This is a genomic window from Micromonospora marincola (assembly GCF_056150385.1).
The window spans coordinates 89,478-115,355 of the sequence record NZ_JAXCFT010000017.1; the positions used below are offsets into that span (position 1 = coordinate 89,478).

16 protein-coding genes and 2 pseudogenes are annotated in these 25,878 nt (G+C 71.4%); 8 read left to right on the top strand and 10 right to left on the bottom strand.

Features of this window, described 5'->3' with window-relative positions:
• Window positions 1-25 precede the first annotated feature (25 nt).
• The 7 genes and pseudogenes from SM450_RS26020 to SM450_RS26050 all read right to left on the bottom strand — a co-directional run bounded on the left by SM450_RS26020 (window position 26) and on the right by SM450_RS26050 (window position 10,319).
• Window positions 26-1,072 carry an ABC transporter permease gene (locus SM450_RS26020; RefSeq protein WP_474622407.1) on the bottom strand — a complete coding sequence of 349 codons (1,047 nt, stop codon included), beginning with the start codon at window positions 1,070-1,072 and terminating at the stop codon, window positions 26-28.
• Window positions 1,065-2,606, bottom strand: coding sequence for a sugar ABC transporter ATP-binding protein (locus SM450_RS26025; RefSeq protein ID WP_474622408.1), 1,542 nt, complete (start codon window positions 2,604-2,606; stop codon window positions 1,065-1,067). The genes SM450_RS26020 and SM450_RS26025 overlap by 8 nt, the downstream gene beginning before the upstream one ends.
• Entirely contained in the window at window positions 2,603-3,670 is a 1,068-nt protein-coding gene (locus SM450_RS26030; protein ID WP_474622409.1) for a sugar ABC transporter substrate-binding protein, read from the bottom strand. Before SM450_RS26030 ends, SM450_RS26025 begins: the two co-directional genes overlap by 4 nt.
• A gap of 39 nt (window positions 3,671-3,709) precedes the next feature.
• Window positions 3,710-3,949, bottom strand: a complete 240-nt coding sequence (locus SM450_RS26035; protein ID WP_474622423.1) for an RICIN domain-containing protein — start codon at window positions 3,947-3,949, stop codon at window positions 3,710-3,712.
• Between the two features lie 257 nt (window positions 3,950-4,206).
• A pseudogene (locus SM450_RS26040) lies at window positions 4,207-5,679 on the bottom strand (alpha-L-fucosidase); the annotation flags it as partial.
• A gap of 189 nt (window positions 5,680-5,868) precedes the next feature.
• On the bottom strand, window positions 5,869-6,168 hold the full coding sequence (locus SM450_RS26045) for an STAS domain-containing protein (RefSeq protein ID WP_474622410.1): 300 nt from the start codon (window positions 6,166-6,168) through the stop codon (window positions 5,869-5,871).
• The gene (locus SM450_RS26050) at window positions 6,165-10,319 is read right to left on the bottom strand and encodes a SpoIIE family protein phosphatase (RefSeq protein ID WP_474622411.1); all 4,155 of its coding nucleotides are present in this window, start codon (window positions 10,317-10,319) and stop codon (window positions 6,165-6,167) included. Before SM450_RS26050 ends, SM450_RS26045 begins: the two co-directional genes overlap by 4 nt.
• Window positions 10,320-10,606: 287 nt before the next feature.
• On the opposite strand from SM450_RS26050, the gene rph reads away from it, so the two are divergent.
• Window positions 10,607-13,204, top strand: a complete 2,598-nt coding sequence (gene rph / locus SM450_RS26055; protein ID WP_474622412.1) for a rifamycin-inactivating phosphotransferase — start codon at window positions 10,607-10,609, stop codon at window positions 13,202-13,204.
• 53 nt (window positions 13,205-13,257) lie between these two features.
• Here rph and SM450_RS26060 read toward each other — a convergent pair whose 3' ends face one another.
• Window positions 13,258-14,766 carry an arabinofuranosidase catalytic domain-containing protein gene (locus SM450_RS26060; RefSeq protein ID WP_474622413.1) on the bottom strand — a complete coding sequence of 503 codons (1,509 nt, stop codon included), beginning with the start codon at window positions 14,764-14,766 and terminating at the stop codon, window positions 13,258-13,260.
• A gap of 44 nt (window positions 14,767-14,810) precedes the next feature.
• Window positions 14,811-16,430, bottom strand: a complete 1,620-nt coding sequence (locus SM450_RS26065; protein WP_474622414.1) for a serine/threonine-protein kinase — start codon at window positions 16,428-16,430, stop codon at window positions 14,811-14,813.
• A gap of 160 nt (window positions 16,431-16,590) precedes the next feature.
• Here SM450_RS26065 and SM450_RS26070 point away from each other — a divergent pair, with 160 nt between their 5' ends.
• The 7 genes from SM450_RS26070 to mmsB all read left to right on the top strand — a co-directional run bounded on the left by SM450_RS26070 (window position 16,591) and on the right by mmsB (window position 25,199).
• Entirely contained in the window at window positions 16,591-16,959 is a 369-nt protein-coding gene (locus tag SM450_RS26070; RefSeq protein ID WP_474622415.1) for a MerR family transcriptional regulator, read from the top strand.
• A gap of 44 nt (window positions 16,960-17,003) precedes the next feature.
• Window positions 17,004-18,098 (top strand): oxidoreductase, encoded by a 1,095-nt coding sequence (locus tag SM450_RS26075; RefSeq protein WP_474622416.1) that lies wholly within the window; start codon window positions 17,004-17,006, stop codon window positions 18,096-18,098.
• 128 nt (window positions 18,099-18,226) lie between these two features.
• Window positions 18,227-19,603, top strand: a complete 1,377-nt coding sequence (locus SM450_RS26080) for an endo-1,4-beta-xylanase (protein WP_474622417.1) — start codon at window positions 18,227-18,229, stop codon at window positions 19,601-19,603.
• Between the two features lie 80 nt (window positions 19,604-19,683).
• A complete protein-coding gene (locus SM450_RS26085) occupies window positions 19,684-21,027 on the top strand; it encodes an extracellular catalytic domain type 1 short-chain-length polyhydroxyalkanoate depolymerase (RefSeq protein ID WP_474622418.1) in 1,344 nt (447 codons plus the stop codon).
• A 164-nt stretch (window positions 21,028-21,191) separates the two neighbouring features.
• Window positions 21,192-22,331 (top strand): multiple monosaccharide ABC transporter substrate-binding protein, encoded by a 1,140-nt coding sequence (chvE, locus tag SM450_RS26090; protein ID WP_474622419.1) that lies wholly within the window; start codon window positions 21,192-21,194, stop codon window positions 22,329-22,331.
• An 82-nt stretch (window positions 22,332-22,413) separates the two neighbouring features.
• Window positions 22,414-23,952 (top strand): multiple monosaccharide ABC transporter ATP-binding protein, encoded by a 1,539-nt coding sequence (gene mmsA / locus SM450_RS26095; protein WP_474622420.1) that lies wholly within the window; start codon window positions 22,414-22,416, stop codon window positions 23,950-23,952.
• Entirely contained in the window at window positions 23,949-25,199 is a 1,251-nt protein-coding gene (gene mmsB / locus SM450_RS26100) for a multiple monosaccharide ABC transporter permease (protein ID WP_474622421.1), read from the top strand. Before mmsA ends, mmsB begins: the two co-directional genes overlap by 4 nt.
• 76 nt (window positions 25,200-25,275) lie before the next feature.
• Here the strand turns inward: mmsB and SM450_RS26105 are convergent.
• Window positions 25,276-25,878 (bottom strand): annotated as a pseudogene (locus tag SM450_RS26105) (RICIN domain-containing protein); the annotation flags it as partial.

A 25,878-nucleotide genomic window follows, 5' to 3' on the forward strand; every position in this document is an offset into this window, starting at 1 on the left:
CGGGTCTCCTGGGGATCGAACGGTCTCAGGTCTGTGCTTTGCCACCGGTGATGCGGGAGACCACCAGGGCCACCAGGATGACGGTGCCGTTGAGGAAGTTGGTCCACTGCGCGGGCACCCCGGCCAGGGTCAGCACATTTATGATCATGAAGAGCAGCAGGACACCTGTGAAGGCGCCGAAGACGCTGCCCCGGCCGCCGTTGAGACTGACGCCGCCGATCACCGCGGCGGCGAAGACCTGGAAGATCGCGCCGCTGCCCTGGGCGGCCGGCACCGCCGCGAGCCGACCGCTGATCAGCAGCCCGGCCAGCGCGGCGAGGACGCTCGCGACGATCAGGGCGATCCACAGCACCCGGTCGGTCCGGATGCCCGCGGCCCGGGCCGCGTCGGTGTTGCCGCCGATCGCGTAGAGCGCCCGACCGGCGCGGGTGAAGCCGAGGACGACCACCCCGGCGGCGAAGAGCAGCAGCGACACCCAGATGGACGCCGGCACCCCGAGCCAGCTTGTGGAGCCGAGGTATGTCATCGACTCGGGCAGCGCGAAGAAGGTCTGTCCGCCGGAGATGCCGGTGAGCAGGCCGCGCAGGACGATGAGCATCCCGAGCGTGACGATGAACCCGTTCAGCCCGAAGCGCACGATGAGCAGCCCGTTGAACGCGCCGACAAGCGCGCCGACGAGCAGGACCACGGGCACCGCCCAGGCGCCGGGCAGCAGGTCCAGCCCGAGCCCCCGGGTGAGCGCGGGGTCGACGGTCAACCAGGCCGCGATGCCCGGGGCGAGGCCGAAGGTGGACTCCAACGACAGGTCCATCTTGCCGGCGATCAGCACGATGGTCTGGGCGAGGACCACGATCGCGATCTCCGACATGCTCTGCAGCACGTTGATGATGTTGTCGGGGCTGAGGAAGACCGGACTGACGATCGACCCGACGATCGCGACCGCGACGATCGCCGGCACCAGGGCCAGGTCGCGGAGTCGGGCGAGGGCCAGGCTCCGCGACGAGGGCGCCGGTGGCGTCGCCGGCGGTGGCGCGGCCGAGGACGGCGTGGCGGCGGACAGCGTCTCAGACATGGTGGAGGTCCACCCCTTCCATGGCGGCTACCAGATCGTTGTCGCTCCAGTCGTGCGCCAGCTCGCCGACCACCCGGCCCTGGAACATGACAAGCACGCGATCGCAGATCCGCAGGTCGTCGAGTTCGTCGGAGACGACGAGCACGGCCGCGCCGCGCCGGCGCACGTCCTCCACCACCCCGAGCAGCGTCTGCTTGGACCGCACGTCGACACCGGCGGTCGGGGTGATGAGGACAAGCACCTTCGGATCGCTGGCCAGGGCCCGGCCCATGACCACCTTCTGCTGGTTGCCGCCGGACAGGTCGGCGACCGGGACGTGCGGACCGCTCGCTTTGACCGTCAGGTCGGCGATGGTCCGGCGGGCCAGGGCGTCGCGTCGCTCGGGGGAGATCAGCCCACGCCGGGAGATACGGTCCGGCACGGTCATGGTGACGTTCTCCGCGATGGACAGCGACGGCACCAGACCCTCCCGGTGCCGGTCCTGCGGCACCAGCCCGACCCCGGCGGCGAGGGCGTCGGGCACACTGCCCGGCCGCACCGCGCGCCCGTCGACGCTCACCGTCCCGCCCGCGCGCCGGGCCAGCCCGACGATCGCCTCGGCGGCCTCGACCTTGCCGCTGCCACCGCCACCGGCGAGACCGACCACCTCGCCGGCCCGGGCCTCCACCGACAGCTCGGCGCCGGAGGTGGTGACCAGGTCGCGCACCGACAGCCGCACCGGCGCGCCGGCCGGCAGCGGCCGGTGGTCCGCCCGGGGCAGCGTCACGTCCTCGCCGGTCATGGCCGCCACAAGCGCCGGCCGGCTCAGCTCGGCGACCGGCGCGGTGACGATGTGCCGGGCGTCGCGGAAGACCGTCACCTGGTCGCAGATGTCGTAGATCTCCTGGAGATGGTGGCTGATGAACAGGAACGTCACCCCCTGGGCACGCAGGTCCCGGATCCGGGCGAACAGCCGGCTGATGCCCGCGGCGTCGAGCTGGGCGGTCGGCTCGTCGAGGATGATGAACCGGGCGCCGAACGACAGCGCCCGGGCGATCTCCACGAACTGCCGTTGCTCCACCGAGAGCGTCGAGGCAGGCTGGCGGACGTCCACCTCGACCGACCACGCGGCAAGCGTCCGCTCCGCCTCCCGGCGCAGGCGCGACCAGCGGATCAGCCCGCCCCGACCCCGCGCGTGCCGGTTGAGGAACAGGTTCTCCGCCACGGTGAGCGTGGGGATGATCGTGGACTTCTGGTAGACGCAGGCCACCCGCCGACGCCAGGCGTCGCGGTCACCGAGCGGCGGCGCCGGGCGACCGTCGAACGCCACCGCCCCGCCGTCCGGGGCCTGCAACCCGGTGAGGATGCCGACGAGCGTCGACTTGCCGGCCCCGTTGCGGCCGACGAGCGCGTGCGTCTCACCGGGCCGGACCACGATGCCCGCGTCGGACAGGGCGACAGTCGAGCCGAAGCGCTTGGTGATGCGCACCGCCTCGACGACGGGCCGGCGCTCGCCCACCGGCCCGTCGTCGAGAGTTCGCGGGTCGGCGCTCATGCCTGGTTGCCCCACAGCGACCGGTCGTCGAACTTCAGCGTGGGCTGACCCCCGACCGGCGCGCCGTCGAGCGTCACGAGCGGCGCCGGGAGTTGGTCCTCCAGCAGCCCGTCCCGGACCTGGATGATGGTGCTGTCGTGGTCGGTGGGGCCGGGCTGGAACGTCTTGCCCTCGATCGCCGCCCGCACGTACTCCAGCCCGTACTTCGCGTACAGGTCGGCCGGCTGGCTGACGGTGGCGTCGATCAGCCCCTTGCCGATGTTCGTCAGCTCCTCCGGGATGCCGTCGTTGGAGACGACGAAGACGTGCTTCGGGTCGGTCGGTGGCACCTGGAGGCCCCGCTGCTTGAGGATCTGGAGCGTGCCCGACAACGCGAACGAGGACTGCATGTAGACGCCCTTGACGTCCGGGTCGGAGGCGAACCGGGTCTGCAACTTCGTCGCGGCCACGTCGGCCTTCCAGTCGGTGGCCTCGCCGAACACGGTGATGCCCGGGAAGTCCTTACGCATGCACTCACCGAACGCCTCGGTGCGGTCCCGGCCGTTGATCGAGTCGAGGCCGCCCTGGAGCATCACGACCTTTCCCTTGCCGCCGAGCTTGGCGCCGAGGAACTGGCAGGCCCGGGTGCCGTAGGCGCGATTGTCGGCGCGGACGACCATGAAGACCCTGCCGGTGTCCGGCCGGGTGTCGATGGTGACCACCGGGATCTTCTTGCTGTCGAGCTGGCTCAGCGTCGGCGCGATGGCGGCGGTGTCCTGCGGCGCCATCACCACGCCCTTGACGCCCTGGCTCATGAACGTCTGGGCGTTCGAGATGAGGTTCGCGATGTCGTTCTGCGAGTTGGTGGTCTTCAGCTCGACCTTCAGCTCGTCCGCGAACTGCGGCACGTATCTGATGTACGAGTTCCAGAAGTCGGTGTCGGAACGCGGGTAGTCGACGCCGACGAGGGGACGGGAGTCGTCCGATCCGCCACCGGCCGTGCCGTCACCGCAGCCGGCGGCGGACACGACCGACGCGCCGAGCATCAGTGTCAGTCCCGCGCTCAGGAGAGCCCTACGGGTCATGGTGCTTCCTCCATCGTCCGGGGGAGTCGTCACGGTGGTTCAGACGGCGGTGATCGTCCACTGCAGGTTGGTGCTGCCGTCCCAGGTCCACTGCTTGACCGGGGAGCCGGAGGCGACCTGGCCGCCACCGTCGAGGACCAGGCCGGTCGCCCGGTTGGCGATCCGGTACCGCCCGTTGCCCTGGTCGGTGAGCTGCCACTGTTGGTTGTTGCCGCCGTTCCACGGCGCCTGCGCGGCGGCGACGCCGTTGCCGGTCCGGCCGAAGCCGTCGACGACCATGCCGTTGGTCCGGTTGACGATCCGGTGGTATCCGGTGCCCAGGTCTGGAGGTTGGTGCTGCCGTCCCAGCTCCACTGCTTGAGCGCGGACCCGGAGGCGACGTTGCCGCCGCTGTCGAGCGCCAGCCCGTTCGTCACGTTGGTGATCCGCCGCCAGGTGGTCGTGCCGCCGCCCAGCTCCGGGATCGGGCCGTTGAAGGTCAGCTTGAGCACGTACGCGGGCGCGCTGAACGGCGCGCCGGCCGAGGGCAGGGTGACCCGCAGGCCGCCGGTGTCCTGGGTACGGGTCGGCAGGTTGACGTAGCTGCCGGCGGTGGAACCCAGCAGTTGCACGCCGGCCAGGCTGCTGAGGTCGATCCGGTTCGACGCGAGCGTGGTGATGGTGACCGCGCTGCCCGGCCAGCCGAGGACCGTGGCGTACAGCACCCGGTTGTCCTTGCTGCGGGTGAACCGGATGTCCTGTGCGGTGCCGGCCCGCGGCGTGCTGAACGATCCGCCGCCCATCTGGGTCGGACCCTCGCCGTACGTGGTCCAGGCCCGGGTGGCGTAGACGGACTCGCCGAAGCGCCGCAGGTAGTCGCCGATGCCGAGCAGGACGGTGCGCTGCCCGGCGGGGATGGTGCCGTCGGCCATCGGCGCGATGTTGAGCACCATGTTGCCGTTCTTGCTCACCCGGTCGAGCAGCGAGTGCAGCATCTGGTTGAGCGAGTAGTAGCCGATGCCCACCGTGTAGCACCAACTGGAGCTGCTGATGCTGTCGTCGGTGAGCCAGTAGGGCTGGCGCAGGGCGGCGGGACCGCCGCGCTCGTAGTCGAAGACCGTGCCGCCGAGGTCCAGGCCGTCCTTGTAGGTGGCGACGACCTCCTTGTCCCACGCCACGGCCCGGTTGTAGTAGTAGGCCAGGAACCTCAGCCGCTGCGCCTCGCTGATCCGGGTGAGGTTGAAGTCCTGCCAGATCATGTCCGGCTGGGCCTGGTCGATGACCTCGCGCAGCTTGTCGTACCAGAGCTGTTCCTGCGCGGCGGTGCCGAGCTGGCCGTAGAGCTTGCGCAGGCTCGCGTCGGACTGCTGCGGCACCCACTGGTAGAACCCGGTGAAGTTGTACGCGTGGTGCATGGCGACCATGACCTTGAGGCCACGGGCCCGGATCGCGTCGGTGTGCAGGCGGAGCAGGTCCAGCCGGGGGCCGCGGGCCACCGAGTTCCACTCGTTGACCTGGCTGTTCCACATGGAGAAGCCGTCGTGGTGCTCGGCCACCGGCCCGGCGAAGCGCGCGCCGGCGTCGGCGAACAACTGGGCCCACTCGCCCGGGTCGAAGGCGCCGCCGGCGGAGCGGAGCTTCGGAGCGAACTGGACGAGGTTGCCGGCCTTGTCCCGGGCTCCGTTGATGAAGTTGTGGTAGGGCCAGGCCGACGGGTCGCCGTAGACGGACCGGTGGTGGTTGTTCTCGTTCGAGCCGTTGTTGTACATGTTGCGCGGGTACCACTCGTTGGCGTACGCCGGGACGCTGAACACGCCCCAGTGGAAGTAGACGCCGAACTTGGCGTCCTGGAACCACTCCGGCGCGGCCGGGTGCTGGCCGACCGACGCCCAGGTCTCGGCGTAGGAGGACGGGCCGGGGATGGCGGCGGCGACGGGCCCGGGGCGGAGGACGCCGCCGGCGGCGATCGCGGCGCCGCTCGCGCCGAGGGCGGTCAGAACCGACCGGCGGGTGAGGTGGGGACGGGACATGGCGATCCCTCCGGAACACGGTGGTGGGCCTCAGACATCAGACGTTAAGCGTTTCCGGCATGTAACGTCAATGATGAGCTGCGCGCAACCCTGCCGCATACATCTTATGTATCTGCGAGAGGGGAGGTCACCGAGGTTAACGTTAACATCGATGGCCCTAAAAGCCAGAGAATCGGTCGCGTCGAGGCGTCAGCGACTTCGCACCGTGGTCATGTCCGCGAGCCCGGAGATGGTGAGCAGGGGCTCCAGCAGCGGGCTGGCGACGAGCGCGATGCGCTCGGCGTGCGGGAACAGCACGGCCAGGCCGGCGCTGTCCAGGTATTCCACCTCGGTCAGGTCAACCACGAGGGGGTCGCCGTCGGGCCGTACGGCGTCGTCGAGCGCGGCGGCGAAGGAAGCCGCGTTGCTCAGGTCGATCTCGCCGACCGCGGTCAGTACGCGCGCGCCGTCGGAACCGCTGCTCGTGGTGAGCGTCAGGGCCGTGCTCATCGGATGATCCTTGCCTGCATGTCGACGGTCGTGCCGGTGGCTCCCGGCGTCACGGTGATGCTGTCCATGAGAGCACGCATGAGCACCAGACCTCGACCGCGACTCGGGTCGGCGGGACGGTTCTGCTCCCGCCAGTGCCCGCTGTCGGTCACGCTGAGCCGCAGCGCGTCGGCGGTGGCGGCGGCACGGAGCCGGATCCGGCCGCCGGGGCTGTCCCGGTGGCCGTGCTCGATCGCGTTGGCGCACGCCTCACCGGCGGCCACCAGCACGTTGTAGGAGTAGGCGGGCGCCAGCCCGCACCGGTCCAGCCACCCGCGCAGCGCGGTGCGGACCTCGGCCAGGCGGGTCGACTCGGCGGGAAAGTCCAGCTCCAGCGGACCCGGATGGCGGTAGAGGAGCAGGGCCACGTCGTCGTCGTACCCGCCGTCCGGGGTGAGCCGCTCCATCACGTCGGTGGCCAGGGCCTCGACCGGGATGCCCCGGCCCTCCTGGATCGCGGCGGTGACCCGGTCGATGCCGGCGGTCAGCGGCTGGCGGCGGCGCTCGACGAGACCGTCGGTGTAGAGCATGAGCGTGGCCCGGGCCGGCACGACCGCCTCGGCCTCCGGGCGTTCCCGCCCGGTCCGCACCGCCAGCGGTCGGGAGCGGCCCTGGTCGAGGAACTGGGGCGTGCCGTCGGCGTGCACCACGATGGCCGGTGGGTGCCCGGCGCTGGAGTAGCGCAGCAGCCCGGTGACCGGGTCGAGGACACCGCAGAAGACGGTGGCGCACTGCGCGCCCGGAAGCAGGGCGGCGAACCGGTCCAGGGCCATCAGCGTCGGGGCGGGGCTGGCGTCCTGGAGCAGCAGCGCCCGGCAGGCGCTGCGCAACTGTCCCATCACGGTGGCGGCCTGGAGGCCGTGGCCGACACAGTCGCCGACCACGATGCCGATCCGTCCGTCGGGCAGCTCGACGGTGTCGTACCAGTCGCCGCCGACCTTGAGCGGCAGCGTGGCGGGGGAGTAGCGCACGGCGAAGCCGGCCGGTAGTTGGGACGGGCCGAGGATCGCCCGTTGCAGCGCCAGCGCGGTCTCGCGCTGCTGGTCGATCTGGTGCACGCGGTGCAGGCCCGGACCGAGGTGACCGGCGAGAAGCGCCAGCAGCGTCTGGTCCTGCTCGGTGAAGGGCCGCTTCTCGCCCAGGTCGATCCAGAGCGCCATCGCGCCGTGCGGGTGCTCCACCGCGATGCCGGCGCCGTGCGCCCGGGTCGCCACCGGCGTCAGCGGCGGCGTGTCCCGCAGCGCGAGCAGCGCCTGCCGGCGCCCGTCGGGCAGCGACTCCCAGCGCAGCGCCGGGTCGGTCGCGAGGACCTCGGGCACGGCGGAGTCACCGAAGACGGCGGTCACCACGGCGGTGGCCCGCCACAGCTCGCGCATCTCGTCCAGCACCCCGTGCAGGGCGTCGGCCAGGTCCTCCGCCTGGGACAGGCGCACGCTCACCCCGGCCAGCGCGGTTTCGCGCCGCACGGCGTAGTGCTCGGCGGTCACGTCGCGGAACGTCCCCACGATCACCCGGCGCCCGGTGTCCGGGTCGTCGACCTGGTTGAACGAGGCCGCGATCCAGAGCCGGTGCCCGTTGCGGTGCGTCACCGGCACGGTGTAGGTGCCCTGGCTCTGGCCGAGCAGCGCCGAGAACGCGGCGGACACCTGACGGTGCGCCTCGGGCTCGGCCTCCGGGTCCGGCCACCACGGCTGCACCGGCCCGTACGGCAGCCCCTCGGGGCCGTAGCCGAGGATGTCGGTGAACGCCGCGTTGATCTCGACGACCGAGCCGTCGGAGTCGCAGACGAAGAACGCCTCCTGCAACGAGTCGACGAGCGCGGTGCGCCAGCGGGCGTGGTGGTTGCGCAGCCGGGCCAGCTCCACGTTCGCCCGCACCCGGGCCAGCAGCTCGGCGGCCGGGAACGGCTTGACCAGATAGTCGTCGGCGCCGGCCTCCAGCCCCTCGATCGAGGCCTCCTGCCCGGCGCGGGCGGACAGCAGCAGCACCGGCGTGCCGGCCGTGCGGGTGTCGGCGCGCAGCGCGGCGACCAGTTGCAGGCCGTCGAGCCGGGGCATCATCACGTCGCTTACCACCAGGTCGGGCGTGTGGGTGCGGGCGGCGTCAAGCGCCGCCTGCCCGTCCGCCACGGCCTGCACCCGGTGGCCGGCGGAGCGCAGCAGGCGGGTGAGGTATTCCCGCATGTCGGCGTTGTCGTCGGCGACCAGCACCCGGGCGGGCACCTGCCCGGGCATGGCCGGCGTCGGCCCGTCGACAGGTGCGGGGTCCTCCGGTACCACCTCGGAGGTCGGGTCGTCGGGCAGCCAGCGAAGCGCCTCCTGCACGAACGGCTCGGCGGAGACCGGCGGGCGGCCCGGGTCGGCCGGGTCGATGGCGTCGTCGGGCAGGTGGGCGGCGCCGAACGGCAGCCGGACCGTGAACTCCGTGCCGCGACCGGGCGTGCTGACCGCGCCGATGGTGCCGCCGTGCAGGCCGATCAGCTCCTTGACCAGCGCCAGGCCGATCCCGCTGCCCTCGTCGGACCGGGACCGGGCCTTCTCGATCCGGTGGAACCGCTCGAACAACCGGGGCATCTCCTCCTCGGCGACGCCGATGCCGGTGTCGGCGACCCGCAGCACGGCCTGCCCGCCCTCGGCGCGCAGCGCCACCCGCACGCTGCCGTCGAAGGTGAACTTCAACGCGTTGCTGAGCAGGTTGAGCACCACCTTCTCCCACATCGCCGGGTCGATGTGCACCGGCTGGGGCAGGGGCGGGCAGTCGACCTCGAAGGCCAGGCCGGCGCGCTCGATCGCGGAGCGGAAGACGCTTGTCAGGTCCGCGGTCACCGCGGCCAGGTCCACCGGTTGGTAGCGGGCCTGCATCCGGCCGGCCTCGATGCGGGAGAAGTCGAGCAGGCTGTTGACAAGCTTCCCCAGGCGCAGCCCGTTGCGGCGGATGACCTCCAGCTCCTCGCGGACCGGCCCGTCGGCGTCCCGCAGCCGGCCGCGCAGTTCGTCCACCGGGCCCATGATCAGCGTCAGCGGGGTGCGGAACTCGTGGCTGATGTTGGAGAAGAACGCGGTCTTGGCCCGGTCCAGCTCGGCGAGTTCCTCGGCCCGCCGCTGCTGGGCCTGGTAGCTGCGGGCGGAGGCGATCCCGGTCGCCACGTGCCCGGCGGTCAGCTCCACGAACCCGCGGTATCCGTCGTCGAGGGTCCGGTAGCGGTTGAGCCCCGCCACCAGGAACCCGTACGGCGTGCCGCCCTGCTGGCGCAGCGGCACCAGCAGCGCCTCGGCCGGCGGGTCCGGCCAGTCGCCCGCCGGCAGGCCGGCGAACGGGCCGCCGTCGAGCGGCACCCGCACCGACTCCCCCTCGGCCAGGGCCCGGACCGGCCACACCGCGTCGGGGTCGCCGGGCGACAGCGCCGCCGGCGCCGCGGGATGGTCGGCCGTGAAACCCGTCGCCTCCACCAACCGCGCGTCGCCGTCCTCGCCGAAGAGGTACGTCAGCGTGAACGGCAGGTCCTGCGGGTTACGCCCCAACTGGCGGCCGGCGAAGGCGAGCGTCTCCTGCTCGGTGCGGATCACGCTCGGGTCCGAGCCGAGGTCGCGCAGCGTGGCCATCCGCCGTTCGCCGATGACCCGCTCGGTCTCCTCGCTCACCACGCAGAGCATCCCGACCAGGGCGCCGTCGTCGTCGCGGAGCGGGCTGTAGGAGAACGTGTGGTAGGTCTCCTCGCGGTAGCCGGAGCGCTCCAGGAACAGCAGCAGCCCCTCGTCCCAGGTCGCCTCGCCGGTGCGCAGCACGGTGTCGATGCGCGGTCCGATGTCGTCCCAGATCTCCGCCCACACCTCGTTCGCCGGCCGGCCCAGCGCCCACGGATACTTGCGGCCCAGCGTGTCGCGCCGGTAGGCGGCGTTGCAGAAGAAGGTCAGCTCGGGTCCCCAGGCCATCCACATGGGGAAGCGGGAGGACAGCAGGATGCGTACCGCGGTCCGCAGGCTCTGCGGCCAGTCGCCCGGTTGCCCCAGCGGGTGGGCCGACCAGTCGAGCCGGGCCAGGTCCGGGCCGATCTCACCGTCGACGGCGAACACGTCGGCACGTGTCCGCGGGTCGGTGCCAGCGCCGGTCATCGCCTGAGTCCCCCTCACCGTCTCGGCTCTCCGCGTTGTTCTTGCCCCGGCGGCGTGCCGGCCATGCCGCCGGGCCACGGTCAGGAGTGCCACAATTCGGCGGTGCGGCCGGACCCGCGCCCCGCCGGTCGGCGCTGTGCTTCCACCTGTGACAACAGGAAAGGCAGGGAGATCACACTCCCTGCCACCTCTAACGTATATCGCACCCGGGGGCTTGTGGCAAGACCGGGGTGGTGCCGCAGAATCGTCGGCCGGACGCGATTCACCTGGGAAAACGGGGGCACGGAATGACCGGACAGTACGTGGTCGGATTCGACGGGATCGACGAGACGCAGGTCGGCGTCGTCGGCGGCAAGGGCGCGCACCTCGGGGCGCTGTCCCGCATCGACGGGGTGAGCGTGCCCGCCGGCTACTGCGTGACCACAGATGCCTTCCGGCGGGCCATGGCCGACGTCCCGACGCTCGACGACCAGCTCGACCGGCTCTCCCGGGCGCGGCCGGACGACCGGGAGGCGATCCGCACGATCAGTGCGGAGATCCGCCGCGCCGTCGAGGAGGTCGCCGTTCCCGACGACGTCGCGGCGGCGATCACCCGCGCCCTGACCGGCTTGGGCGAGCACGCCGCCTACGCGGTCCGCTCCAGCGCAACGGCGGAGGACCTGCCGACGGCCTCGTTCGCCGGCCAGCAGGACACCTACCTCAACGTGGTGGGCCCGGCCGCGGTCCTCGCCCACGTCGGCAGGTGCTGGGCGTCGCTGTTCACCGAGCGGGCGGTCACCTACCGCCTCCGCAACGGCATCGACCACCGCGCCGTGCGGATGGCCGTGGTGGTGCAGCGGATGGTCCTGCCGGAGGCGGCCGGGATCCTGTTCACCGCCGACCCGGTCACCGGCAACCGGAAGATCGCCTCGGTGGACGCCGGCGTCGGCCTCGGCGAGGCCCTGGTCTCCGGGCTGGTGAACCCGGACGTGTTCGCGGTGCGCGACGACGCGATCGTGCGCCGAACGATCGCCGTGAAGCGGCGGGCCGTGCGCGCTGTACCAGGTGGCGGCACGCGGATCGAGACGATCGACCCGGCCCGGCAGGAGCAGCCCGCGCTGACCGACGCGCAGGTCCTGCGGCTGGTCCGGCTCGGCCGGTTGATCGAGGCCCGGTTCGGCCGCCCGCAGGACATCGAATGGGGCCTGGTCGACGGCGACTTCCAGATCCTCCAGAGCCGGCCGATCACCACGCTGTTCCCCGTCCCGGCGGTCGACGACGGGAAGAACCACGTCTACCTGTCGGTCGGGCACCAGCAGATGATGACCGACGCGATGAAGCCGCTGGGGCTGTCGATGTGGCGGCTGACCGCCATGGCGTCGATGCACTCCGCCGGCGGCCGGTTGTTCGTCGACGCCACCCGGCACCTGGCCACGCCGGCCGGCCGTGCCGCCTTCCTGGGCCTGATGACGCGGTCCGATCCGCTGACCCGGGACGCGCTGGAGACGATCCTGGAGCGCGGTGACTTCGTGCCGACGCTGCCGGACGCGGGCCCCGCCGGTCCGCCGGCCGGTCTGCCGCCGGCGTCGATCGAGACGGATCCGGCAATCGTCGCGGCGCTGGTCGAGGGCAACCAGGACAGCATCGCCGCGCTGCGGCGCGACATCCGGACCCGGTCCGGGCCGGGCCTGTTCGACTTCCTGACCGAGGCGTTCGAGGAGCACAAGCGGGTGCTCACCGACCCGCTGAGCATCCAGGCGATCATGGCGGGCATGGAAGCCACCTGGTGGCTCAACGACAAGCTGGGGGAGTGGCTTGGCGAGCCGAACGCCGCCGACACGCTCACGCTGTCCGCCCCGGGCAACGTCACCTCGGAGATGGGGTTGGCGCTCCTCGACGTCGCCGACGTCATCCGCCCGTACCCGGAGGTGGTGGCGTTCCTGCGCGACACCCGCAGCGACGACTTCCTGGACGAGCTGCCGAAGCTTCCCGGCGGGGTCGAGGCGCGCGACGCCGTCGTGGCCTACCTCGACCGGTACGGCATGCGCTGCGTCGGCGAGATCGACATCACCAGGCCACGGTGGAGCGAGCGGCCGGCCATCCTCGTACCGCTGATCCTCGACCACGTCCGGAACTTCGCGCCCGGCGCCGCCGGGCGGCGCTTCGAGCAGGGCCGGCGGGAGGCGGAGCGGAAGGCCGGGGAGGTGCTGACGCGACTGCGGGCGCTGCCGGACGGGGAGGAGAAGGCCGACCAGACCCGGCGGATGATCGACCGGGTCCGGACCTTCATCGGCTACCGGGAATATCCGAAGTACGGCGTCGTGAGCCGCTACCTCGTCTACAAGCAGGCGTTGATGGCGGAGGCGGACCGGCTGGTGCGGGCCGGCGTGCTTGCCGACCGCGAGGACGTCTTCTTCCTGACCTTCGAGGAGTTCCGCGACGCCGTGCGCACGCAGTGGGTGGACCGACGGCTGATCCGCGAGCGCGCGGACGAGTTCCGGTCCTACCAGGCGCTGACGCCGCCCCGGGTGCTCACGTCGGACGGCGAGGCCGTCGCCGGGGCGTACCGGCGTGCCGACGTGCCGAGCGGCGCCCTGGTCGGCCTGCCGGTCTCGAACGGGACGGTCGAGGGACGGGCGCGGGTCGTCCTGGACCTGGCCCGGGCCGACGTCGAACCGGGCGACATCCTCGTCACGGCGCACACCGACCCCAGTTGGACGCCGCTGTTCGTCGCGGTGGCCGGCCTGGTCACGGAGGTGGGCGGCCAGATGACCCACGGCGCGGTGATCGCCCGGGAGTACGGCCTGCCGGCCGTCGTGAACGTGCCGGGGGCCACCCGGCTGATCCGGGACGGCCAGCGGATCCGGGTGCACGGGTCCGGCGGGTACGTCGAACTCCTGCCCTGACCGGGGGAGGTGACGCGGCCGGCGAGCCGCGTCACCTCCCGCCGCCGGGCGGTTCAGCGGTAGCCGGCGGCCACCACGTTGGCCTGGACGGCGTTCTCGGTCGCGTCGGAGGGATAACCGGCCACCATGGCCCCCTCGTAGAACGTGCCGACGCTCTGGTTCCGGTTGTCGATGCAGCAGTCGCCGCCGCTGCCCAGGATGATCGCGCCCTGCTTCTTCATCGGGCTGTAGCCGGGTGGCAGCGACCCGTCGTAGAGCGTGTAGAGGTTGCCGGACTGGGCGTTGCTGCCCTTGATGGCGAATCGGCTGGTGCCGTTGTTCTTCAGCGTGGCGGTGACGAACTTGCTGGTGAAGGCGCGCTGGTTGGGGTTCCAGGACTGGCTGCCGCCGGGGTAGAGGCCCCATTCCAGGTCGGCCTGCACCCAGGGGCCGCTGCCGGAGCAGCCGCCGAACCAGCAACTGGTGCTGAAGTTGATCGCGTCCATCGCCCCGGCGCCGTCGGCCCGGCGGGTGGTCTCGCTGTTGCCGTAGTCGAAGCAGCAGCCGCTGTTGACGTGGGTGCCGCTGGTGACCATGTACATGCCCTCGGGCGCGCTGCCGGTCGGGATGCCTGTGGCGCGGCCGTCCCGCCAGTAGCTGCTGTTCCCGGGAATGAACAGCGAGTACGCCTTGGCGCCGCCGACCGTGACCGACTCGCGGTTCGCCACGGCCGGCTGGACCGCGCCGCCGATGCCGCCCGAGCCCTGGTAGCCGAGGTTGTTGCCCCGGGTGGTCTGGTCGTAGATCCAGGTGATGACGCATGTGGTGTTGGCGCAGAAGGAGTCCTGCGCGGCGGCGTTGGCGGGGCCGCCGGCGTTGACCGTGGCGATGTCGCGGGTGGTGTTGTCGGAGGAGCGGCGGACCTGGTAGAGGCGGCCGTTGTAGGCGCGGAACAGCGCGCGGGTGGTGCTGTGGGCGGCGACGCAGGGGGTACCGCCGGAGGCGTAGATGTCGCAGGGGCCGTTTGTGGTCGGCGGCGGGGTGGTGGGTGGTGGCGTCGTGGGCGGGGTGCTTGTCGGTGGCGTTGTCGTCGGTGGGGTGCTGACGCCGCCGGTGCAGGTGGTGCCGTTGAGGGCGAAGCTGGTGGGCGCCGGGTTGCTGCCGGTCCAGGCGCCGTTGAAGCCGAAGCTGGTGCTGCCGCCGGTGGGGATGGCGCCGTTGTAGGAGACGTTGGCGGCGGTGACGGCGGCGCCGGTCTGGGTGAGGGCGGTGTTCCAGTACTGGGTGACGGTTTGCCCGGCGGTGAAGTTCCAGGTCAGCCGCCAGTTGGTGACGGGGTCGCCGAGGTTGGTGACGGTGACGTTGGCGCCGAAGCCGCCGGACCACGACGACGAGACGGTGTAGGTGACCGAGCAGCCGGCGGCTGCCGCGGACGCGAACTGGGTGCCGGTGAGTCCGGCGGCGGTGACGGTGAGCGCGGCGGCGCAGGCGACGAACGCCCACCGCCGGCGGGAATGGCTCGTGGGTGGCACGGGGGACCTCCCGGTCCGTGGGTGGTGGAGCGAGCGCTCAGAGGCCCCCATGTTTGCGTTAACATTAGATGGATGTCAATGGACTGGTGAGTCGGTCAGGCCGTGCCGCGGTCGACCAGGCTGAAGGTGGTGTCGATCGGGGCGTCACCGAGCTCCTGGACGTAGATCTTCCTTTTGCTCTCGTCCCACTGCACCAGGCCGTACTTGTCGCTGACGATGGCGTACGACGTGCGCCCCTTGTCGTCCTTGCCCTCGGGGGAGATCCCGAACATGGTGGCCGCGGTGGGTTCGCAGTCGGTCCCCACAAGCGAGGCGTAACTCTCGGCGTCGAGCTTGACGCCGAGGCACGGGCGGTGCGCGATGTCCGGGTTCACCGATTTGATCATGAAGTCGACGCCCACCGGTTCGAGCACGAAGAGGGCGTCCTTGCCGGTACCGTCGCCGACCGTCAGATCGCCGTCGAACGGCAGCGAGAGATCGCGGTCGGCCTCCACCACGTGCAGCAGGACCCGCCGCTTTCCGGCAAGCATGGCGCGGGTCCGGTCGGCCGCGGCGGAGGGCGACCCGTTCGGCGTACGCGACGCCGGCGACGGGGACGCCGATCCGCCGGTCGCGGGCCCGCCGGTGGTCGTCCCGCCGGCGGCCGGCGGTTCGGTCACCCCGGGCTCCGAACCGGAACGGTCGCGCACCAGGTCCGGGCCGAACAGCACGGCGGACACCAGGGCCGCCGTCACCACCGCGCCGGCGACCAGCCCGACGATCCGGGGTCGTCGCCGCCAGCCGGCACGGGCGTCCGGGACGGGCGGGAGCGGGTCGGATCCGTCCCCGCCACCGGACGCGGGGGCCCCGGGCGTCGCCGCCCGCGCGCTTGGGAGCCGGCCGGCGTCCCGGCCCGGGTGAGCCGTGGTCAACAGTCCGTCGAGCAGTTCCCGGGCCGAGGGCCGGTCGGCGGGATCCTTGGCAAGCGCCCGGGACACCAGCTCGCGCAGCGACCCGTCGAGGCCGGTCAGGTCCGGAGGCTGGGTGAGGATCTTCATCGCGGTGGCGGTCGTGGAGTCACCCTCGAACGGGTTTCGGCCGGTCGCGGCGAAGGCGACCACGGCGCCCCAGGCGAAGACGTCCGCCGCCGGGCCCACCCGGTGCCCGGAGGTGGTGTCGAACCGCTCCGGCGCCATGTAGGCGACGGTGCCGACCATCTGGTTGGTTCGGGTGTGCTGGCTCGTCGCCTCGAACGCCCGCGCGATGCCGAAGTCGATGACCTTGATCCCGCCGGGGGCGACCAGGACGTTCGCCGGCTTCAGGTCCCGGTGGATCACCCCGGCGCCGTGGATGGCGATGAGCGCGGTGGCCACCCCGACCGCGGTGGCGTGCACGCCCGCCGCGGTCATCGGTCCCTGTTCCCGGATCACCTGGACCAGGCTGGGGCCCTCGACGTACTCCACCACCAGGTAGGGCGGGTCGTGGTCCGGGTCGGCGTCCAGGACCTCGGCGGTGCAGAACGGCGGGACCTGGCGGGCCCGGTTCACCTCGCTGCGGAACCGCCCCCGGAACTCGTCATGGTGCGACAGCTCCGAGCGGACCACCTTGACCGCCACCCGCCGTCCCTGCGGGGAGCGGGCCAGGAAGACGCTGCCCATGCCGCCCTCGCCGAGCCGGCCGAGCAGCTCGTACCCACCGAGCCGGACGGGGTCGCCGGGACGCAGCCCGCCGCTCACTCCGGACCACCGCGGACCGCAACCGCACCGCGAACCGCCACGCCTGCCACGCGTTCCCCTTCGGACACTCCGACGACGGCCCGCAGCCTATCGTCCGCCCGCCCGGCTCCCCGGCCTGGCATGCTTGGTGACGGACGCCGGATCCGGGCGGGGAGGGGCGATGCGGATCGGGGAGCTGTCGGCACGGACCGGGGTGAGCGCCCGGTCGATCCGCTACTACGAGCAGCAGGGCCTGCTCGCGGCCGTGCGCACGGCAAGCGGGCAGCGGGTGTTCGCCGAGTCGGCGGTCGAGCGGGTACGGCTCATCCAGCGTCTCTTCTCCGCCGGGCTGAGCAGCCGGCGGATGTCCGAGCTGCTGCCCTGCGTGACCGACCCGGAGATCCGTACCCGCTGGCTCACCGACCGGCTGCGCGAGGAGCGGGCCCGGATGACGGCCGAGATGGCGCAGCTCGCCCACGCGGTCGCGGTGCTCGACGAGGTCGTCACCGACATGACCGTCCCCGACGACGCCCCCACGTCCGCGGCCTGAACGGGCTTGCCCCTGACACCGGTGTCAACTCCTACCGTCGGGGCATGACAGTCACCCTGGCCGCCGGATCGCCTGTGGCACCGCTTGTCGAACCCGTCACCGTCGCCGGGATGCCGTTGCGCACCCGTTTCGTCATGGCGCCGATGACCCGCAACCGGGCGCCCGGCGGCGTGCCGACGCGGGCGGTCGCCGACTACTACCGGCGGCGCGCCGAGCAGGGCATCGGCCTGGTCGTCACCGAGGGCGTCCTGGTGGACCACCGCAGCGCCGGTCACGAGGACACCGTGCCCCGGCTCACGCCGGGGCCGGCCGAGGCGGGCTGGCGGCAGGTGGTCGAGGCGGTCCACGGCGTGGGCGGCCGGATCGCCGCGCAGCTCTGGCACCTGGGCAGCCTCCGCGAGCCGGTCGACGGCCGTCCGGCGTGGACGCCGTCCGGGGTGGCGGAACCGGGGCGGCCGGCCGCGCACGCGATGACGCTCGACGAGACCGACGAGCTGCTCGCGTCGTACGCGGCTGCGGCGCGGGTGGCGGGCCGGGTCGGGTTCGACGCGGTGGAGATCCACGCCGCGCACGGCTATCTGCTTGACGAGTTCCTCTGGCCGTACACCAACCGCCGCGGCGACGCGTTCGGCGGCTCCCCGGCACGCCGGGCGGCGTTCCCGGCGGCCGTGGTCCGGGCGGTCCGCGCGAACCTGCCGGCGGGCCGCCCGGTGATCGTGCGGTTCTCGCAGTTCAAGGAGCGCGCGTTCGACGCCCGCATCGCGGACACCCCGGCCGAGCTGGCCGAGATCCTGACCGCGTTCGCCGAGGCCGGCGCGGACGTCCTGCACGCGTCGCAGCGCCGCTTCTGGCAGCCGGCGTTCGACGGGTCGCCGCTCAACCTGGCCGGCTGGGCGAAGCGCCTCACCGGGCTGCCGTCGATCACCGTGGGCTCGGTCGGCCTGACCCGCGACTTTCTGCGCCCAGGCGGTCCGGAGTCGGTGTCCGGGCTGACCCGCCGGCTTGCGGACGGCGAGTTCGACCTGGCCGCGTTGGGTCGCGCCCTGCTCGGCAATCCGGACTGGGTGACGCGGGCGGCGGCCGGCCGGTCGGCGGAGATCATGGACTACCGCAAGGAGCACGAGGAGGTGTACCTCTAGGGCGGCTCGGACTTGACGTGGGGCATGTTATCGCTCACAGTCGATGGCAGGGCATCCGCAGCACAGGCTCTCCGGGCGAGCCGCGCTGGTCGTATCACCACCGCTGTAACCCGGAAGAGGAATTCTGCATGAGACCCACGAGAGCCTTGCTGTCCACCGGCCTGTTGGCGGGCGCGCTCGCCGCCGGCATGGCGGTGGCGCTGGCGCCCACCGCCAGCGCCGGCACGACGCTACGCGCGTCGGCGGCCGAGAAGGGCCGCTACTTCGGCGCGGCGGTCGCCACCAACAAGCTGTCCGACAACACGTACGTGACGGTGCTCAACCGTGAGTTCAACTCCGTGGTGGCGGAGAACGAGATGAAGTGGGACGCCACCGAGTCCCAGCAGGGGCGGTTCAGCTACACCGGCGGCGACCGGCTGGTCAGCCACGCCCGGGCGAACGGGATGAGCGTCCGTGGCCACGCCCTGCTCTGGCACCAGCAGCAGCCGAGCTGGGCGCAGGGCATGTCCGGCACCGCGTTGCGCAACGCGGCGATCAACCACGTCACCCAGGTGGCCACCCACTTCAAGGGCCAGATCTACGCCTGGGACGTGGTGAACGAGGCGTTCGCCGACGGCGGCGGCGGTGGGCGTCGCGACTCCAACCTCCAGCGCACCGGCAACGACTGGATCGAGGCGGCCTTCCGGGCCGCGCGGGCCGCCGACCCGGGCGCGAAGCTCTGCTACAACGACTACAACACCGACGGCGTCAACGCGAAGTCGACTGGCGTCTACAACATGGTGCGGGACTTCAAGTCCCGTGGCGTGCCGATCGACTGCGTCGGTTTCCAGTCGCACCTGGGCACCACGATCCCGGGTGACTACCAGGCCAACCTCCAGCGCTTCGCCGACCTCGGCGTGGACGTGCAGATCACCGAGCTGGACGTGATGACCGGCGGCAACCAGGCCAACATCTTCGGCACGGTCACCCGCTCCTGCATGGCGGTGTCGCGGTGCACCGGCATCACCGTGTGGGGCGTGCGGGACTGCGACTCGTGGCGCGGCTCGGACAACGCGCTGCTCTTCGACTGCAGCGGCAACAAGAAGGCCGCGTACACGTCGGTGCTGAACGCGCTGAACGCCGGTGGCACCAGCACGCCGCCGCCGAACACGACCTCACCGCCGCCGAACCAGACCACGCCGCCGCCGAGCACGACGTCCCCGCCGCCGAGTACGGGTGGTTGTTCGGCTTCGGTGTCGTTGAACTCGTGGACCGGTGGTTTCGTGGCCACGATCAAGGTGACTGCGGGTTCCGGTGGCACCCGGGGTTGGACGGTGAGTCTGACGCTTCCCGGTGGGGCGAGTGTCACGAACACGTGGAGCGCGACCGCGAGCGGTAGCACCGGCACGGTGCGGTTCGCGAACGTGGACTACAACGGCCAGCTCGGCGCCGGCCAGAGCACCGAGTTCGGGTTCCAGGGCAACGGCAGCGCGTCGGGCCTGACGCCCACCTGCTCCGCCAGCTGATTCCCGCGCCGGTCCGGCCCGCGTCACAGTGGGCCGGACCGGCGACCTCCGTCCGTACCCCCACCATGGAGGAACCGCCGATGAGAGCGAAGATCGCGCTGCTCGCGGCCGTGCTGGCGACGGCCCTGACGACGGCGGTCGCCGTCGTCACCGCCGCCGGCCCGGCGTCCGCCGCCGCGCTCACCCAGGTGACCAATTTCGGGACCAACCCGACCAACCTGCAGATGCACCTGTACGTGCCGGACCGGCTCCCGTCCCGGCCGGCCCTGCTGCTGGTCCTGCACTACTGCACCGGCAGCGGTCCGGCGATGCACACCGGTTCCGGCTACAGCCCGTTGGCCGACCGCTACGGGTTCATCGTGATCTACCCGTCGGTGACCCGCAGCAGCAAGTGCTGGGACGTGTCGTCGCCGCAGGCGCTGCGGCGTGGCGGCGGCAGCGATCCGGTCGGCCTGAAGTCGATGATCGACTACGTGTCGAGCCGTTACCCGGTCGACCCGGCCCGCATCGGCGTCGCCGGCGCTTCGTCCGGCGCGATGATGACAAACGTGATGGCGGGCGTCTATCCGGACGTGTTCCACGCCGGGGTCAGCTCGTCGGGAGTGCCGTACGGCTGCTTCGCCACCACCAACGGCTCGGAGTGGAACAGCGAGTGCTCCGGCGGGCGGATCACCAAGACCCCGCAGCAGTGGGGTGACCTGGTCCGCAACGCGTACCCCGGCTACACCGGCCGGCGTCCGCGGATGCAGATCTGGCACGGCACCACGGACACCACGCTGAGCTACGTCAACTTCGGTGAGCAGATCAAGCAGTGGACGAACGTGCTGGGCGTCTCCCAGTCGCCGAGCATGACCGACTACCCGCAGGCCAGCGCCACCCGGACCCGCTACGGCGGCACCGGCGGCATGCCGCCGGTGGAGGCGATCAGCTTCCAGGGCTACGGCCACTCGATCCCGTTCGACGCCGCCCAGGCGGTGCGGTTCCTCGGCTTCGACGGCACCGGCGCGACCACGCCGCCGCCGAGCCCGACGACCCCGCCGCCGAGCCCGACCACGCCGCCCCCGAGCCCGACGACCCCGCCGCCGAGCCCGACCACGCCGCCGCCGAGCACGACGTCCCCGCCGCCGAGTACGGGTGGTTGTTCGGCTTCGGTGTCGTTGAACTCGTGGACCGGTGGTTTCGTGGCCACGATCAAGGTGACTGCGGGTTCCGGTGGCACCCGGGGTTGGACGGTGAGTCTGACGCTTCCCGGTGGGGCGAGTGTCACGAACACGTGGAGCGCGACCGCGAGCGGTAGCACCGGCACGGTGCGGTTCGCGAACGTGGACTACAACGGCCAGCTCGGCGCCGGCCAGAGCACCGAGTTCGGGTTCCAGGGCAACGGCAGCGCGTCGGGCATGACCCCGACCTGCACGGCTTCCTGAATCCACCGCCCCGACGGCCTCCCCTCCTCCGTACGGTGCTCTTGTTACGAGAACGAGACATGCGCGTTTCGCCCGATCGGTTGACGGTGCAACTTGTGAGCGTTAACACTCCCCGGGAGGAATACCTGTGCGGTTCGTGGAGTACGTAGGGGAGAGGACAACTCGTGCGCAGACGATTTCTGGCCGCGCTCGGCGGCATCGCGATCGCCGTCAGCCTGGCCGCATGCAGCGGTGAGGGCGCGGGTGGCGACGAGGACAAGAGCTCGGCCAAGCCCAGCGACCTGACGATCGGCGTGTCGATGCCGACCCAGACCTCGGAGCGGTGGATCGCCGACGGCAACTCGGTGAAAGAGAAGCTGCAGGCCAAGGGCTACAAGGTCGACCTGCAGTACGCCGGGGACGAGATCCCCACCCAGTCGCAGCAGATCGACCAGATGATCACGCAGGGCGCGGACGTGCTGGTGATCGCCCCGATCGACGGCACCGCGCTCAGCGGTCAGCTCCAGGCCGCCGCGGCGGCGAAGATCCCGGTCATCTCCTACGACCGGCTCATCCGCAACAGCCCGAACGTCGACTTCTACGTCAGCTTCGACAACTACAAGGTCGGCGTGGCGCAGGCCAACGCGCTCCTGGTCGGCCTCGGGCTGCAGAACAAGGACGGCTCGAAGGGCAGCGCGACCGGCCCGTTCAACGTGGAGTTGTTCGCCGGCTCGCTCGACGACAACAACGCCCACTTCTTCTTCAACGGCGCGATGGACACGCTCAAGCCGTACTTCGAGGCCGGCACGCTGAAGGTGAAGTCGGGTCAGACGAAGATCGAGCAGATCGCCATCCTGCGCTGGCAGCAGGAGACCGCGCAGAAGCGGATGGAGGACGTGCTCACCTCCAGCTACAACGACGGCACCAAGATCGACGGCGTGCTGTCGCCGTTCGACGGCATCTCCCGGGGCATCATCACCGCCCTGCAGAACGCCGGCTACCGCGGCGGGGCCAAGAAGATGCCGGTGATCACCGGCCAGGACGCCGAGGTCGCCTCGGTCAAGCTCATCAACGACGGCATCCAGAGCTCGACCGTCTTCAAGGACACCCGCCTGCTTGCCGAGCAGGCCGTGGCCGCCGCCGAGTCGTTCCTCAAGAAGGAGGAGCCCAAGGCGAACGACACCAAGGCGTACGACAACGGCGTCAAGGTCGTGCCCGCGTTCCTGCTGCCGGTGCAGACCGTCTACAAGGACGACATCAAGTCGGTGCTGATCGACTCCGGCTACCTGACCGAGCAGGAAGTCGCCGCCGGCCGGGCCGGCTGATCCGCGCGGCGGACCCGGTGGCGTACCGCGTCACCGGGTCCGCCGGCGTACCGACGCGACGGCCACGAGCAGGACGGTTTCCATGAGCGATCACATCCTCGAAATGCGGAACATCACGAAGACCTTTCCCGGAGTGGCCGCGCTCCAGGACGTCTCGCTCGCCGTCCGGCGCGGCGAGATCCACGCGATCTGCGGCGAGAACGGCGCCGGCAAGTCCACCCTGATGAAGGTGCTGTCCGGGGTGTACCCGACCGGCAGCTACGACGGCGAGATCGTCCTCGACGGCGAGCCGGTCGAGTTCCGGGGCATCCGGGACAGCGAGTCCCGTGGCGTCGTCATCATCCACCAGGAACTGGCGCTGGTGCCGTACCTGTCGATCGCGGAGAACATCTTCCTCGGCAACGAGCGCCGCGGTCGCAGTGGTCTGATCGACTGGCACCGCACCAATGGCGAGGCCGCGGCGCTGCTGCGGTCGGTCGGGCTGGACGAGAACCCGCTGACCCCGGTCATTCAGCTCGGAGTCGGCAAGCAGCAGTTGGTGGAGATCGCCAAGGCGCTGTCCAAGAAGGTCCGGCTGCTCATCCTGGACGAGCCGACCGCGGCGCTCAACGACGTCGACTCGGCGCACCTGCTGAACCTGCTGCGCCGGCTGCGGGACCAGGGCATCACCTGCATCATGATCTCCCACAAGCTCGGTGAGATCACCGCGATCGCGGACTCGACCACGGTGATCCGGGACGGCCGGACCGTCGAGACCCTCGACATGAGTGACGGCACCGCGACCCAGGAGCGGATCATCCGCGGCATGGTCGGCCGTGACCTCGCGGCGTTCTACCCGACCCGGACGTCGACGCCCGGCGCCGAGGTGCTGCGGATCGAGGACTGGACCGTGCGCCATCCGACCCAGGACCGGCTGGTCGTCGACCGGGCCTCGCTCTCCGTCCGCGCCGGCGAGGTGGTCGGCATCGCCGGACTGATGGGCGCCGGCCGCACCGAGCTGGCGATGAGCGTGTTCGGCCGCGCGTACGGCCGGGACATCTCCGGCCGGATCTTCGTCAACGGCCGCGAGGTGCGGACCAGGACGGTGGCCGAGGCGATCGCCAACGGCATCGCGTACGCGACCGAGGACCGCAAGCACTACGGCCTCAACCTGATCGACGACGTGCGGGGCAACATCTCGGCCGCGGCGCTGGGCAAGCTCGCGCGCAACGGCTGGATCGACGGCAACGAGGAGATCAAGGTCGCCGAGCGGGGCCGGCGCGACATGAACATCAAGGCGCCGACCGTCATGTCGGTGGTGGGCAAGCTCTCCGGCGGCAACCAGCAGAAGGTCGTGCTGGCGAAGTGGCTGTTCACCGACCCGGACGTGCTGATCCTCGACGAGCCGACCCGGGGCATCGACGTCGGGGCGAAGTTCGAGATCTACACGATCGTCAACCGCCTGGTGGCGGCCGGGAAGGCAGTCGTCATCATCTCCTCCGAGTTGCCCGAGCTGCTCGGCATGTGCGACCGCATCTACACCCTGGCGGCCGGTCGGATCACCGGCGAGTTGCCGGTGGGCGACGCCACCCAGGAGAACCTGATGGAACTCATGACCAAGGACAGGGATCTCGTCGGATGACCAGCACGAAGCCCTCCGCCTCGCCGAAGGCCACCGCGCCCGACGCCGGGGCGGGCGCCACCCTGCACACCGGGACCAGTGACCCGCGGACGCTGATCCTCGGCAACCTGCGCCAGAGCGGCATCTACATCGCACTCGTGGTGATCGTCGCGCTGTTCGCGATCCTGACCGACGGCGTCTCGCTCAGCCCCGGCAACCTCACCAACATCGTCCTTCAGTACTCCTACATCCTGGTGCTCGCGATCGGCATGGTCATCGTGATCATCGGCGGGCACATCGACCTGTCCGTCGGGTCGGTGGTGGCGCTCACCGGGGCGGTCTCCGCCGTGCTCGTCATCCGTGAGGGCATGCCCTGGTGGGTCGGCATCCTCGCGGCGCTCGCCGTGGGCATCGCGGTGGGCGCCTGGCACGGCCTCTGGGTCGCGTACGCCGGGATCCCGGCCTTCATCGTCACCCTGGCCGGCATGCTGCTGTTCCGCGGCCTGACCCTGCGGGTGCTTGACAACATCTCGCTGTCGCCGTTCCCGGACGAGTACCAGCGGGTCGCGGCCGGCTTCCTCAACGGGCTCCTCGGCGGGCAGGGCTTCGACGCCTTCACGCTGTTGATCGGCGTCTTCGCGGTGGTCGGGTACGCCGCGAGCGTCTTCCGGACCCGGCTGGCCCGGGTCCGTCACGAGCAGCCGGTGGAGTCGTTCCCGCTGTTCGTCGTCCGGGTGGTGGTGGTCGGCGCCGTCGTCATGTGGTTCGCCTGGCAGCTCGCCCACGCGCGTGGCCTGCCGATCGTGCTGATCATCCTGGCCGTGCTGGTGCTGATCTACGGCCTGCTCACCCGCCGCACCGTCTTCGGCCGTCAGGTCTACGCGATCGGCGGCAACCTGCCGGCGGCGACGCTGTCCGGCGTGCGGGTGAAGACGGTCAACTTCTGGGTCTTCGTCAACATGGGCTTCCTCTCCGCCGTGGCCGGGGTGATCTACTCCTCCCGCTCCAACGGGGCCCAGCCGGCGGCCGGCAACATGTTCGAGCTGGACGCGATCGCGGCGGCCTTCATCGGCGGCGCGGCGGTCACCGGTGGGGTCGGCACCGTCGTCGGGGCGATGGTGGGTGGCCTGATCATGGCGGTGATGAGCAACGGCATGCAGCTCATGGGCGTCGACCAGTCCATCCAGTCGGTGGTGAAGGGCCTGGTGCTCCTCGCCGCCGTGGCGTTCGACATCTGGAACAAGCGCCGCGCCGCGGGCAGCCGCTGAGGCCGGGCGGGCGCGCCGCGGGGTCCCCGGGCGGCCGGCCCCCCCGGGACCCCCCGCGCCCCCCCCGGGGGGGGTTTGCGGGGGAGGTCCAGAGGATCACCCGGGTGCCGTTGGCGGTGCCGCCGCCGTCGACGTCCAGGCACAGGGACGGGAAGCGCACGTTGCTCACCGTGCCGTTGCTGTTGAACGTCCACTGCTGGTTGGTGCCGCCGTTGCAGTCCCAGATCTGCACCCGGGTGCCGGTGGTCGCGTTGGTCGGCACGTCGAGGCACTTGCCCAGCACCTGGAGCGCCTGCCCGCTGGCGGTGAACTGCTGGTTCGGGTTGCTGTGGCAGTCCCAGATCAGCGTCCCGGTGCCGTTCGCGGTGCCGGCGTTGTCGACGTCGAGGCATCGCCCGGCCGACTCGCTGCGCAGCCGGAACGTGGTCGGGGTGGGCGGCGGGGTGGTGGTGCCGCCCCCGCTGACCCGGTAGACGACAGTGCCGTGGCCGGGCACGCTCGCCGAGATCGCGCCGGTGCTGCTGGAGGTGGCGTCGGTCCAGGCGTCGCGGAGGGTGAACGAACTGCCGCTCTTGCCCACCGCCGCCGCGGTGGTGCTGATCGTGGTGGTGGCGCTGCCCTGGTTGAACAGAGCGACCGCGACGTCACCGTTGGCCAACCGCTTCGCCAACACCCGACG